We start from the raw sequence: 14160 nt of genomic DNA on the forward strand, positions 1-14160 counted from the left end.
TTAATATTTTTTTCAAAAGTACTAATTAAAATTGAATAACAATTCGATAAAAACTTGATAAAAAACAGTTGGTGCGGTAAATTTTAAACAAATTTCAGAATCAGTCTCAGATTTGTTTATATTTGATGTCTATACTTGACTATGCAGAAAAAACTGAAACTTTGGGATGCCATTATGCTGGTAATGGGATCAATGATCGGGAGCGGAATTTTTATTGTAAGTGCCGATATGATGCGGAATCTGGGATCGGGTTTCTGGCTGGTCATAGTCTGGATCGTTACCGGAGTGATGACAGTAGCAGCGGCAATCAGCTATGGAGAACTTTCAGCCCTGTTTCCAAAAGCAGGCGGGCAGTATACCTATCTTAAAGAGATCTTTGGAAAAAGAATGGGATTTCTTTACGGATGGGGCCTGTTTACAGTGATCCAGACGGGTACCATTGCGGCAGTAGCGATGGCTTTCGGTAAATTTACAGCTTATCTTGTTCCTTCATTGAATGATGCATCACCGCTTTTCCAGAGCGGAGAATTCAAAATTACCTGGATACAGATCCTTGCCATTGCGGTTATCCTTTTACTTACATACATTAATACCAGGGGAGTACAGAGTGGAAAACTGCTTCAGAATGTATTCACCGGGTCAAAAATTATAGCCTTGGTAGGCTTGATCGCTGCCGGATTTATTCTGGTTGATTTCTCGCATCTGTCTGAAAATTTCAGTCTTGGTTTTGATTCATTCAATAATTTTAAAAAAGACCTTAGCGGTAATTTTCTTAAAGAAGGCTGGGAGCCGATCGGTGGAATGGCCTTGCTTGGAGGGATTGCAGCGGCTATGGTAGGCTCTGTTTTCAGTTCTGTGGCCTGGGAAAGTGTCACTTTTGTTTCCGGAGAAGTGGAAAACCCGAAGAAAAATATTGTTAAATCCATGATCTATGGAACTTCCGCAGTTATGATCCTTTATCTGGCGGTCAATTATGTATACCTGAATGCCCTGGATAGAGACAGTATTGCTTTTGCAGCGAATGACAGGGTTGCTGTTGCGGCATCACAGAATATTTTCGGAAATGCGGGTACAGTTATTATTGCAGTTCTTGTAATGGTTTCTACATTCGGGTGTAACAACGGACTTATCCTGGCAGGAGCCAGAGTATTTCAGACCATGGCCAAAGACGGAATGTTTTTTAAATCAGCAGAGAAGAATAATAAAAATGAGGTTCCGGAAAATGCATTATGGATGCAGGGAATCTGGGCATCGGTATTATGTCTTAGCGGGCAGTACGGTAATCTCCTGGATATGATTTCTTTTGTAATCGTCTTGTTTTATATGATTACCGTTTTCGGGGTTATCTATTTAAGATTTAAAAAACCGGATCTTGAAAGACCTTATAAAACCTGGCTGTATCCGGTAACTCCTATTATCTATCTTCTGATAGGGACAGGATTTTGCGTGCTTCTTCTGATATACAAACAGCAGTATACCTGGCCCGGATTTTTAATGGTGCTCCTGGGACTTCCGGTGTATTATTTTATCAACAGGAAAAAACAGACGGATCAATAGGATAAAATTTGATTGTATCTATATTACTTTAGGGCTCCCGCACGAATCGCGGAGCCCTTTTTTTCAATAATATTTTAATGTCTTTTCCCTTTTATTTCATGAAAATGCGTATTTTGGTATTCTTTTTAAGTAATACCGGATTATGAAGTAAAATAAGAAGCTGACTATGGATACACCAAATTACAGAATGCCTTTTGTGCCTTCAACATTAATGACAGAAGGAGGAAGCATTGATACCTGCGACATGGGCGAAAGCATTGCGCACAATATCATGCTCCTGATCACCACCAAAAAAGGCGAAAACAGATATGATGAAAATTATGGAAACGACGTTTGGAATCTGGAATTCGACAATGGAGTCACCAGTGCCGTCTGGGAGAGCGTTTTCATTAAAAGCCTCAGAAGGCAGATTCAGGAATATGAGCCCCGCATCGTAAATCCACAGGTTGATGCCCACATTCAATTTGTAGAGCACAGCTACGATACCAAAGAACATACAGAAATCAAAAAGAAAGTAAGAATTGCCATCAATGCAAAAATGGAGGCAACAGGAGAGCGTTTCAGCTTTTCTACAGAATTATTTTTAAGTCCGATGTCTATTGACTAATTGTTTTTTTAACTGCAAGAAAAATTTATGAACTTAGATCAAAATATATATTCCAAAGAATCTGTAAAGGCAAGAATGCTTCAGAATGCCACCAAAGTATGGGGACTGAAAAGCCCACAATCTCTGGACCCTTTTGTAAAATTGCTGATAGACGCATTCAGCACGGAAGTTTTTAAAGCCAATAACGAGATTCAGACGGTTAATGCAAGAATACTGGAGAAGCTGGCCAAACTTCTGACACCCTCTATTTATACCCATCCGATTCCGGCCCATGCGGTGGCTTTTACACTGCCTTATGAATCTTCGGAAGTCCTGTTGGAGCATACGGAGTTTTTTTTCAGGAAACAGATGACATCAACGGTAAAATCCGAATCGGACAAACAGCTTAATATTCCTTTTACGCCTGTAGGGAATGTAAGAATCAATAAAATACAGACCGCATTGATGTTTGTAGGAAATACCTGCTACAGCATCGATGACAGTCTTAATAAAATCCCAGTAGCAAGATTCCAGGGAAGACCTGAAGATTACAGAAAGGTCACGATCGGGGTGGATGTCAGCAGATACGTAAGTGAAAATTTTCCTAAATATATCAGTGTATTCTGCTCAAATCCTGCATTTGAACATATGGATTTTGTTTATAAACTTCTTCCTTACATTACAGTTACCAGTAACGGAAATCCTCTGTTCGTAAGAGAAGGTCTGAGCTACCTCAGCAACAGCCAGCAGGACGGATATGAGCAGATGTTTAAGGAGCAGTCGATCCGGAATAAAGCTATTGAAGATATTAAAAGCATTTACCGGCATAAATTCATTGAGATCACAGGACTTTCCGGCAGCCTGTTTTCGGAACCCGGAGTACTTCCGCAAAATCTGGACTTTCTTAACGGAAAAGAAGACATCAGAAAACAGCTTGGAGACAAGCGGTATCTATGGCTTACCTTTGAATTTCCACCACAGTTTTCTGCTGAAATCCTGGATAATTTCTCCTTTGTAATGAATGCTTTCCCTATTTACAACAGAGGCTGGAAAAAAACAGAATACAGCCTGGATATTATGGGAAACAATATCCCTCTGGTTACAGACGAAGGAGAGCATTTCCTGTATGTAGATGAAGTTCAGGATGGAGACGGAAGAAGATATACGGAAATCCCTTTTACTCCTACGGATGATCTTAAAAAAGGTCTGTATACCGTAAGAAAAGGTGGAATGGAACGTTTTACCAATAGAAATGCTGTAGACATGATCGCCAATGTACTGGAACTTACAAGAGATGAGATTGCTGCATTTTCGCTTTTAAACAGGGATAATGTAAAAGGAGTCCTCAGTGAAATGTCCGACAAAATGAAAACGATGGTGCAGAAAGTGAACAACGCGAAAAGAAACATCAGGCAGGAACTGAATTATGTAATCATGGAGCCTGTAGAAAAAACAGACCATACTTATGCTTCTTTCTGGGTTACACACTGCACGCTGGCCAATCATATGCGTCCGGGAACAGAGCTTTCTAATCAGCTGAAATCACAGACCGTGGTACTTCTTACAGAAACTATAGGCGGCTCCGAGGAACAGAAAGGAACAGACAGCATTCAGGCTTACAGATATGCCCTAACCACAAGGGACAAGATCATTTCTCTGGAAGACGTTAAAAACTACTGCAGAATGGTCCTGAAGGATGAGGTGAAAGAAGTAAGGGTAAGAAGAGGAACTATGATCAGCAACCGTCCAAAAGAAGGTTTTGTAAGAACCGTTGAGATAGAAATCATTCCACAGAACTATTCTTTCTACGGAAGAGCTTACTGGGAAAACATGGCCAATATCCTTAGAAACCAAATCATTTCAAAAGCTATTGACGGCATCGAATATGTAGTGAAAATAAGCAATGAAGATATTGATCTTGACGAAATATAAATTACAACTAAACCTAAACTATAAAATATGAGAAAGATTATCGTCCTTGCAATGGCCCTGACCTTTACATCAGTCAGTGTTATCAGCTGTAAAAAAGACGGCAGCAAACTGGGGAAATCCATTTTGAATCTTGGTGGAGCAGATGAAGCGAATACTATCATTGATTTCAACAACAACTTTTTAGATTCTTACAAGAGCACATCTAAACATATAGAAAGCATCCTGAGATATGCAGATGGAGCCGTAGCAAAAGCAAAAGGAGGAACTGCCATGATAATGCCTGTGATCGGTTCTATGGATTATGCATTCAGCAAAATCAAAGAAGTGCCGTCAGGTTTTGGAAAAGACAAGGCTGCAATAGAAGCCGATTTTAATACCTATAAAGCCAAAAAAGATATTATAGAGAAAAAGTTCGAAGAGCTTAAATCCTATATGAATTCTGAAGACTATAAAGATGACAAAGGTGCAAAAGCTGATGCCATAACAAAGGATATTGAGACTGAAGCCCAGGCTCTGTTTACTTCAGGAGAAAATATTATAGCGAAGATTAAGCCGGCAACGGATGCTGCGGAAGAAGTAATTCTGAAAGATCATCCTATGAAAGAGTATATCATCTCTTCAAAAAACGTGATGAACTCTCTGGATTCTAATATTAATGTTCTGGACAAACAGTATTCAGGAAAGTTCGACGAAGCGGAAGCCCAGAAAAAATATGACGAGCTTGCCAAAACGGTAGAAGCCAATTCAAAATTAAATTTCAGTGTGAAAGATCCACAGTATTCTTACAAGAAATCACAGTTTGAAAGCTTCAATAAAGCTTCTTCCAGCTTTTTGGATACCTATAGGAAACTGATCCGTAATGCTAAAGGTGCGGGAAAAATTTCTGACAGTGATATCCAGCAGATCGATTCCTCTTATGAATCTGTTCTGAACTCCTACAATTCATTCGTGAAATAAGGATTGAAATATAGCTGTAACAAAAGACTGATGCAATGTATCAGTCTTTTTATTTGCAGTAAATGAAATTATATAAGCTATTAAGCAATATCATCCGGAGCACAAAGATTAATTATATCAGAAATACTTAAAAATTTAACTAAAATTAAACTTTAATAAAAATTTTCCACCTCATACAATTCCATAAAATTCCGTAATTTTGCACATTGTGATTTTCAGGCAGAATCACTCCAAATTATGAGTAAATCGACAGAATATATAGAAGTTTACGGAGCACGTGAACACAACCTTAAAAATATCAATGTCAAGATCCCGCGCAATGAACTGGTAGTGATTACCGGGCTTTCAGGCAGCGGGAAATCATCTTTGGCTTTTGACACCATCTTTGCCGAAGGACAGCGTCGTTATATCGAAACCTTTTCGGCTTATGCACGCCAGTTTCTGGGCGGTCTGGAACGGCCGGATGTAGATAAGATAGAAGGCCTTTCACCTGTAATTGCCATTGAGCAGAAAACCACCAATAAAAATCCGAGATCTACCGTAGGAACCGTTACCGAGCTGTATGATTATCTGCGTCTTTTATATGCAAGAGTTTCCGATGCATATTCTATGTCCACAGGAAAGAGATTGGTAAGCTATACGGAAGACCAGATTTTAGATACAATCAAAGAAAATTACAAAGGCGAGAAAATAATGCTTCTTGCACCGGTAGTGCGGTCCAGAAAAGGTCATTACCATGAGCTTTTCGTGCAGATGGCAAAAAAAGGCTACGGCCAGGCAAGAATTGACGGAGAGTTGCAGGATATCGAATACGATCTGAAACTTGACAGGTACAAAACCCACGATATTGATATTGTGATCGATAGATGGATCATCGGTGAAAATGCCTCAGAGACCAGAATGGAAAAATCCCTTCGCACCGCAATGGAAATGGGTGAAGGAGTTATCGGGATACAGAAGCTGGGAAGCACCAACATAGAATATTTCTCGAAAAACCTGATGGATGCGGAAACAGGACATTCACTGGCACTTCCGGAACCCAATACATTCTCTTTCAACTCCCCTAAAGGAAGCTGTCCGGAGTGTAAAGGTTTGGGAACGATCAAAAAGATCAATACAGATTATTTTATTGAGAATCCTAAACTGTCCATCAATCAGGGCGGACTGCTGCCATTGGAAGACATTAAATCCAACAAATGGATTCTTTCGCAGATTAAAAATATTCTCGAAATCTTCGGACTGAGCATGGCAACCCCTATGCAGGATATTCCGGAAGAAGCTTTGGACTATATCTACAACGGATGTCACAAAGAATTCAATAAAGATCTCAAATACGCAGGAATTACCAAAAAGATAAAAATAAGCTTCGATGGCCTTATTACCTTTATGGAAGAAATCATTGATGAGAGGGAATCCTACGAGGCAGTATTGCTGGAAAGGCACTTCACCACTGAAGAAACCTGCCCGGAATGCGGTGGAACCCGTCTTCAGCCTGCAAGCTTAAGTTTTAAAATAGACGGGAAAAATATTGCTGAAGTAAATGCTTTAAGTTTATCTGATTTAAAAGAATGGTTATCCGATATTAAAGATAAATTCTCAGAAAAACATAAAATCATTGCCTACGAAATCTTAAAAGAGATTGAAACAAGACTTCAGTTCCTTCTGGATGTAGGGTTGGATTATCTTAGTTTAAGCAGAAGCTCTAAAACCCTTTCAGGAGGAGAATCCCAGAGAATCCGTCTCGCTACCCAGATCGGGTCGCAGCTTGTGAATGTATTGTATATCCTGGATGAACCAAGTATCGGATTGCACCAGAGAGACAATGAAAGACTCATCAGCTCATTGAAGAACCTTAGGGATATAGGTAACTCAGTTATTGTTGTGGAGCATGACAAAGATATGATTCTGGAAGCCGATGAGGTGCTGGACATCGGTCCCAGAGCAGGAAAATTCGGTGGAGAAATTCTGTGGCAGGGAAAACCGAAAGACCTGTTAAAAGCAGATACCATCACGGCACAGTATATCAACGGAAAAAGAAAAATAGAAGTTCCTGCGGAAAGAAGAGCAGGAAACGGTAAAAATATCCTGTTAAAAGGGGCTACAGGAAATAACCTGAAAAATGTTACCCTTGATGTTCCATTGGGAAAATTAGTGGTGGTAACGGGAATTTCAGGAAGCGGAAAATCTTCCCTGATCAATGGGACTCTTTATCCAATTCTTAACAAGCATTTCTACAGGGCAGTTCAGGAACCTCTTCCATATAAAAAGATCGAAGGTCTTGATAATATTGATAAAATTGTAGATGTAGACCAGACTCCGATCGGAAGAACGCCACGCTCAAACCCTGCAACCTACACAGGAATGTTTACAGACATCCGGAACCTGTTCGCAGAACTTCCGGAGAGTAAGATCCGCGGTTATAAGCCGGGAAGGTTCTCTTTCAACGTAAAAGGCGGAAGATGCGAAACCTGCCAGGGCGGAGGACTGAAAGTCATTGAAATGAACTTCCTTCCCGATGTATATGTACACTGCGAAACCTGTAACGGAAAACGTTTCAACAGAGAAACCCTGGAAGTACGTTACAAAGGAAAATCTATTTCGGATGTGCTGGATATGACCATTGATGAAGCGGTAGACTTTTTCCAGCCGATCCCTAAGATCTTTGCCAAGGTAAAGACCCTTCAGGATGTCGGATTGGGATATATTACCCTGGGGCAGCAGTCAACAACACTTTCAGGAGGAGAAGCACAGCGTATCAAGCTTGCTACAGAACTTTCAAAAAGACAGACCGGAAATACATTGTATATTTTAGATGAACCGACAACCGGACTTCACTTTGAAGATGTAAAGATCCTGATGGAGGCCATCAACCAGCTTGTGGAATTAGGAAACTCATTCATCATCATCGAACATAATATGGATGTCATTAAACTCGCCGACCATATTATTGATGTTGGTCCGGAAGGAGGAAAACATGGTGGTCAGATCGTAGCCCAGGGAACTCCTGAGGAGATTGTGAAGTCTAAGAAGAGTTTGACCGGGAAGTTTTTGAAGAGGGAATTAGAATAAATAATTAAAAATAGAATATAGAAAGCCACAATGTATGTTGTGGCTTTTTACTTATTCAGTATTTCATTAAAGATATTTTCCAGCTGGATCCAGTAATCTTCCTGCATCCAGCTATATTTTTTATAACTGATGCTGATCAGAATACGATGCAGTCTGTTTCCCTTTCTCAGATGATCCGTAATGGCTTCGATGAGCCACTCTTCATTAAATCCGGCCCATTCACCTGCAGGCTGTAGCAGATTGGGCTGCAGAACAGGAAATACTTCGTACATATTAATAGTTTTGACTTCCTCAAAAGGATATGGGCTCTCAATAATAGTTTTGGCAATATATCGAAAATCCGAATCCTGAAGTTCTGTGTCCGGATAAAAATCAGAAAGAGCGATCCATACAGGTTTTCGCTCTTTAATATTGATGGGTTTTATCATCGATCGTTCTTTGGCTAATGAATGATCAGGCCAATTATAGAGAAGATATATAAACTTCTATTTTTGTACCGTCATAGTTAAATGTTCCATCCGGATTACGTTTGCCAAGAACCCATTTCATGTCTGCCGGAACAGACCATGCCGTTCCTAGCGAAAATCCGTTCACAGACCGTATCTCTGCACCGTTTCCTGTCGTAATGGCGGAATGAAACCATTTTTTATCCCGGATTCTGTAAAAGCCAATTGCCTTTCCCTTCGGAATAATAGAGTAGCCGTTCCATTTTTCTCCTGCCGGATAGTTGAATTTATTCAGCCAGCCGGATCCGCGCAGGCCGGCCAATTCGTCTGCACTTATGGACGCACCCCGCATATAGAGGGCATACGCTACCACATCATGGCATATTCCTGTGCTGTAATTCATAATATCATCCTGGCCGGAGAGAAGACCATTGGAAATCAATGATTTTTTTATAGGTTCCAATTGCCCGGCATGGGCTCCCTTTGCTGTGATAATTTCCATATTTTTATTTATTTGGTGTGATGTTTTTGGTAGTTGAAAGATACAGAATAATTTCTAAATACTGTTTTCGTTATAATTTACAGTGCTTTCGGGACAGATATATCTTCACATAATCTAAAAATAATGAAAATTCTGATCATTAAATTGTAATAAAAACCTGGGAAATTCGTTATACATTTATCAAACATAAAATTAAAACAGTATGAAAAATTTAAAGAAACTGACAAAAGCAGATTTAAAGTCTGTATACGGTGGCCAGCCCAAGAAATACTGCGTATACTGTGAACGCATGAATAAGCTGGTATGTAGTGAAGTTCCAATTGCTCAATGTCCTTAAAAAAATGAAGCTGCCTCAAAGCAGCTTTTTTTATGACATAATTTCGTTCTCTATTTTGGGTAAATTTTTCACACGTTTTCAGTTAATTTGAATTCCTAAACGGTCAAATCCGATGTTATCCCTGGCTTTATTTTGCTAAATAAAATTGATCGGTCCATATGAATTCAGGACACGCATCTGATGAGGTGGCGGAAGACTTTATTACAGCAGATTTTATTTTGTAAGTATTTTCCACTCATACCATAAAATTTTATACATTTGATTATAAAATATGATCCGTGAATCCCATTCTTGATGTCGTAGTACGCTCCCTTTGCGTTTACCTTTTTATGGTGATTGCCATCCGTCTCTTCGGTAAAAACCAGCTTTCCCAGCTCAATGCAGGAGATGTCGTATTGCTTCTCCTTATTTCCAACGCCGTTCAGAATGCAATGGTAGGCCCGGATACCTCTTTGCAGGGTGGTCTTGTTGCAGCACTTGTCCTGTTTGCGGCTAACTTTATTCTCAAAAGGCTTATGTTTTCCAACCGTAAATTCGAAACATTTATGGAAGAAGATCCCGTGATCCTGATCAGGGACGGAGTCATAGATCAGACTGCTTTGAACAGGGTAAAGATCACCCGCGACGAACTCGAAGAATCAATAAGAGAGCACGGCGTGGAAAATATAAGAGATGTAAAACTTTCTATTCTTGAAGTAGACGGCAATATAAGTGTAATTTCAGAAGATGAAAAAGAAAAACAGACCCACTATTCAAGAATCAAAAGAAAGAACAAAAGAAAATACCATTAAATAGTATGAATTACGAACTAAGAGAAATGCTTCCCGGCGATGAAACAAAAGTACTGGAAATTTACAGGCAGGGACTGGATGGAGGGATGGCCACCTTTGAAACAGAAGTTCCTACTGCCGAAGCATTGAATATGGATTATTTCAACGACTGCCGCTGGGTACTGGAAAATGAAAACAGCGAAATAGTAGGATGGTGCGCCTTGAAGCTGGTAAGCAAAAGAGAATGTTATAAAGGAGTAGCTGAAGTGAGCATTTATTTCGACAATTTGTACCAAGGGAAAGGGTTAGGATCAGTTCTGCTGAAAAAGATGATTCTTGACAGTGAGAGCCACGGCTTCTGGACTCTGCAGGCCAGTATCTTTCCCGAAAATGAAGCTTCCATAAGATTCCACCAGAAAAACGGTTTCAGAACTGTAGGAATCAGAAAAAAGATCGGAAAGCTCAACGGACAATGGAAGGATGTTATCCTCCTTGAAAAACGAAGCGAAAGTCTGGATTAAGTACCAAAATACTGAATAATTAAACCTTAAAACTCTATACCCTCTAACCCTCCAACCAAAAAAAACTCCGCCACATTTTTGGCATTAACCTTGTTATTTCCATACCGAAATTTGAAAAAGTGGAAATTAATGAAAGGTTTAATTAAAATTGCAGGAGTGGCAACCGTCCTGCTTATGATGACATCGTGTGTAGTGCATGATCATCATCCAGGGAGACTTCCGCCGGGGCATGCAAAAAAAGTGCATGGAGGAAGCGCAAGGCATTATGCACCGGGACAGGTGAAAAAAAGAGTGTATTATTATGATAACGACGACAGAGGTCACCGTCATAAGCACAGAGGACACAAACATCACAGAGATTGAAAAAATAAAAAAGCCCTGAAAATTTTCAGGGCTTTTGATTGATATTTAAAATCTAGATTTTTTAGGGTTCAGAAATGTATTGAAGATCATTACTTCCGTACCGAACTTTTTCTCAATTCTTTCAGAAATATTCAGCATTTCACTTTTGATAAAATCTTCCCTGATATCATCATTATCAAACATCAGAAGAAGGTTATAATTTTTACCCTCTTCAATATAATCACTGTGCACATCAGAAAGAATATATTTATTCACGTCCAGAAGGTTTTCTGCCATCAGGATCAGTGTATCGTCGATATAATTTTCCCATTCTTCAATATTGTTTTTCGTACAGTGGAAAGTTATACTCAATAAGCTCATATTTTATGAATTTTTAAGATTTTGTGGATAAATTCTAGCACAAAAATCGGTAAAAATTTCGTAAATTAGCCCGTTAATAAAAATTGGAGATAAATAATTTTCAGACGCACAGCTAAAGGTCTGACTGTCATTATAATAAAATTTGTTTATGCAAAAAGAAGGAGAAAGACTGATTCCTATCAACATTGTTGATGAAATGAAATCGTCTTATATCGATTATTCGATGTCGGTTATCGTTTCAAGAGCGTTGCCGGATGTAAGAGACGGCCTGAAACCGGTCCATAGAAGAGTACTTTACGGTATGTATGGATTGGGGGTTTTTTCTAATAGAAAATATTTAAAATCTGCAAGAATCGTTGGGGACGTTTTGGGTAAATATCACCCGCACGGAGACTCCTCAGTATATGATGCAATGGTGAGAATGGCTCAGGAATGGAGCCTTCGTTATCCTCAGGTAGACGGGCAGGGTAACTTCGGTTCAATGGACGGGGATCCGCCTGCAGCAATGCGTTATACCGAGGCAAGGCTGAAAAAGATCTCTGATGAGATTCTTTCAGATCTGGACAAAGAAACTGTTGATTTTCAGAATAACTTTGACGACAGTATGACGGAACCTACCGTTATGCCTACAAAAGTTCCCACTCTATTAGTAAACGGAACATCGGGTATCGCTGTAGGTATGGCGACCAATATGGCACCGCATAACCTTTCGGAATCCATTGATGCGATCACTGCTTATATCAATAACAGAGAAATCACGATCGATGAATTAATGCAGCACATCACAGCACCGGATTTCCCTACGGGAGGTATTATATACGGTTACGACGGTGTAAGGGATGCCTTCCATACAGGAAGAGGAAGAGTAGTGCTGAGAGCAAAAGTGAATTTCGAAGAAATCGGAAACAGAAATGCCATTATCGTTACCGAAGTTCCTTACCAGGTGAATAAGGCAGACATGATCGCCAGAACCGCTGAACTTGTAAAAGATGATAAAATTGTAGGTATTCACGAGATCAGAGACGAATCGGACAGAAATGGTCTGCGTGTCGTTTATGAACTGAAAAATGATGCCATTCCTAATGTTGTCTTAAACTTACTATATAAATATACAGCGCTTCAGACTTCTTTCAGTGTCAACAATATTGCATTGGTTAAAGGAAGACCTGAACAGCTGAATTTAAAGGATATCATTCACCATTTCGTGGAGCACAGACACGAAGTGATCGTGAGAAGAACTCAGTATGAGCTTAAGAAAGCCAAAGAGAGAGCTCACATCCTGGAGGGTTTCATGAAAGTGATCGGGTCTCAGGATTCTTTAGACAGAGCCATTTCTATCATCCGTCACAGTGCTAACCCTCAGGCTGCCAAAGAAGGCCTGATCGAGGCATTTGAACTTTCTGAAATCCAGGCTCAGGCTATTCTTGATCTTAGACTGGCACGTCTTACAGGAATGGAGCTTGATAAGATCCGTGACGAATATGACGCGATCATGAAAGAGATCATGAACCTTGAAGATATCTTAGCGAACGAACCGAGAAGATTTGAGATCATCAAAGAAGAATTGCTTGAAATCAAAGAAAAATACGGAGATGAAAGAAGAACTGCCATTGATTTCTCAGGAGGAGAAATGTCTATTGAGGACATTATTCCGAACGAAGCAGTAGTTCTTACCATTTCACACGCAGGATACGTTAAGAGAACCTCACTTTCCGAATACAAAATTCAGAGCAGAGGCGGTGTGGGCAACAGAGCGGCAACCACAAGGGATGAAGACTTCCTTGAATATATTGTTTCTGCGACCAACCACCAGTATATGCTGTTCTTCACAGAAAAAGGAAGATGTTACTGGCTGAGGGTATTTGAAATTCCTGAAGGGTCAAAAACATCCAAAGGAAGAGCCGTACAAAACCTGATCAACATCGAACAGGATGACAAGATCAAAGCCTATATCAGAACCAACAACCTGAAAGACGCTGAATACGTAAACCAGATGAGCGTAGTGATGGTGACCAAAAACGGAACCATCAAGAAAACGTCTCTTGAAGCTTATTCAAGACCTAGGGTTAATGGGGTTAATGCTATCGAGATCAGAGATAATGACCAGCTGCTAGGTGCATACCTTACCAATGGTACGTCTCAGATCATGATTGCGACCAAGAATGGTAAATGTATCCGTTTCCCTGAAGAAAAAGTAAGAGAAGTAGGTAGAGGATCTATCGGGGTGCGTGGTATCGCTATGGATGAAAATGATGAAGCAATTGGTATGATTGTTGTGAATGATGTGGAAAAAGAAACCGTTCTTGTCGTTTCCGAAAAAGGATACGGTAAAAGAACTGCGGTAGAAGACTACAGAATCACCAACAGAGGAGGAAAAGGAGTTATTACCCTGAACATTACCGAAAAAACAGGAAATCTGATCGCCATTCAGAATGTAACAGACGAAGACGGATTGATGATTATCAACAAGTCTGGTGTTGCCATCAGAATGAATATGGATGAAATGAGAGTAATGGGAAGAAATACTCAGGGAGTGAAAATGATCAACCTTAAGAAAAATGACGAAATTGCAGCCATTGCAAAAGTAGAAATGGATAAAGATGTGGTAGAAGAAGGTTCTGAAGAAAATGAAGAAGGAACAGGAATTGTAGCTGATAACCCGGAAAACAGTACAGAAACTCAGGCTGAAAAAGAAAACCCGGCTGAAGAAAATGAGAATTCTGATTCTGAAGAATAAAATTACAATTAATATAATATAGT

The 14160-nt window shown here is 39.8% G+C and carries 13 protein-coding genes; 10 read left to right on the forward strand and 3 right to left on the reverse strand.

The annotated features are described in order from the left end of the window. Positions 1–141 precede the first annotated feature (141 nt). From IX38_RS16425 to uvrA, 5 genes are all read left to right on the forward strand, one after another. A complete protein-coding gene (locus IX38_RS16425) occupies positions 142–1557 on the forward strand; it encodes an APC family permease (RefSeq protein ID WP_034706798.1) in 1416 nt (471 codons plus the stop codon). Between the two features lie 166 nt (positions 1558–1723). After that, positions 1724–2164: a GPW/gp25 family protein gene (locus IX38_RS16430; protein WP_034706800.1), complete on the forward strand. Its 441-nt coding sequence runs from the start codon at positions 1724–1726 to the stop codon at positions 2162–2164. 27 nt (positions 2165–2191) lie between these two features. Next, entirely contained in the window at positions 2192–4075 is a 1884-nt protein-coding gene (locus IX38_RS16435; RefSeq protein ID WP_034706802.1) for a type VI secretion system baseplate subunit TssF, read from the forward strand. A 27-nt stretch (positions 4076–4102) separates the two neighbouring features. Beyond that, the gene (locus IX38_RS16440; RefSeq protein WP_034706803.1) at positions 4103–5032 is read left to right on the forward strand and encodes a DUF6845 domain-containing protein; all 930 of its coding nucleotides are present in this window, start codon (positions 4103–4105) and stop codon (positions 5030–5032) included. A 237-nt stretch (positions 5033–5269) separates the two neighbouring features. Next, a complete protein-coding gene (uvrA, locus tag IX38_RS16445) occupies positions 5270–8101 on the forward strand; it encodes an excinuclease ABC subunit UvrA (RefSeq protein ID WP_034706804.1) in 2832 nt (943 codons plus the stop codon). Positions 8102–8148: 47 nt separating this feature from the next. On the opposite strand, the gene IX38_RS22060 is transcribed toward uvrA, so the two are convergent. Both IX38_RS22060 and IX38_RS16455 read right to left on the reverse strand, forming a co-directional pair. Then, complete coding sequence (locus IX38_RS22060) at positions 8149–8529, reverse strand: DUF7079 family protein (RefSeq protein ID WP_051884830.1); 381 nt, start codon at positions 8527–8529, stop codon at positions 8149–8151. Positions 8530–8563: 34 nt separating this feature from the next. Continuing rightward, on the reverse strand, positions 8564–9049 hold the full coding sequence (locus tag IX38_RS16455) for a hypothetical protein (protein WP_034706806.1): 486 nt from the start codon (positions 9047–9049) through the stop codon (positions 8564–8566). Positions 9050–9251: 202 nt separating this feature from the next. Between IX38_RS16455 and IX38_RS23575 the strand changes: the two genes are divergently transcribed. From IX38_RS23575 to IX38_RS16470, 4 genes are all read left to right on the forward strand, one after another. After that, on the forward strand, positions 9252–9386 hold the full coding sequence (locus IX38_RS23575) for a bacteriocin-like protein (protein ID WP_084680301.1): 135 nt from the start codon (positions 9252–9254) through the stop codon (positions 9384–9386). Positions 9387–9664: 278 nt separating this feature from the next. After that, entirely contained in the window at positions 9665–10177 is a 513-nt protein-coding gene (locus IX38_RS16460) for a DUF421 domain-containing protein (protein ID WP_034706809.1), read from the forward strand. 5 nt (positions 10178–10182) lie between these two features. After that, the gene (locus IX38_RS16465; protein WP_034706811.1) at positions 10183–10677 is read left to right on the forward strand and encodes a GNAT family N-acetyltransferase; all 495 of its coding nucleotides are present in this window, start codon (positions 10183–10185) and stop codon (positions 10675–10677) included. 129 nt (positions 10678–10806) lie between these two features. After that, a complete protein-coding gene (locus tag IX38_RS16470) occupies positions 10807–11040 on the forward strand; it encodes a hypothetical protein (RefSeq protein WP_034706812.1) in 234 nt (77 codons plus the stop codon). Positions 11041–11085: 45 nt separating this feature from the next. Here the strand turns inward: IX38_RS16470 and IX38_RS16475 are convergent, their stop codons facing one another. Then, positions 11086–11400 (reverse strand): DUF4286 family protein, encoded by a 315-nt coding sequence (locus tag IX38_RS16475; RefSeq protein WP_034706814.1) that lies wholly within the window; start codon positions 11398–11400, stop codon positions 11086–11088. Between the two features lie 148 nt (positions 11401–11548). Here IX38_RS16475 and gyrA point away from each other — a divergent pair, with 148 nt between their 5' ends. Continuing rightward, the gene (gene gyrA / locus IX38_RS16480) at positions 11549–14137 is read left to right on the forward strand and encodes a DNA gyrase subunit A (RefSeq protein WP_034706815.1); all 2589 of its coding nucleotides are present in this window, start codon (positions 11549–11551) and stop codon (positions 14135–14137) included. Positions 14138–14160 lie beyond the last annotated feature (23 nt).

Origin of the sequence: Chryseobacterium luteum, from assembly GCF_000737785.1 — a bacterium.
Classification (GTDB): domain Bacteria; phylum Bacteroidota; class Bacteroidia; order Flavobacteriales; family Weeksellaceae; genus Chryseobacterium; species Chryseobacterium luteum.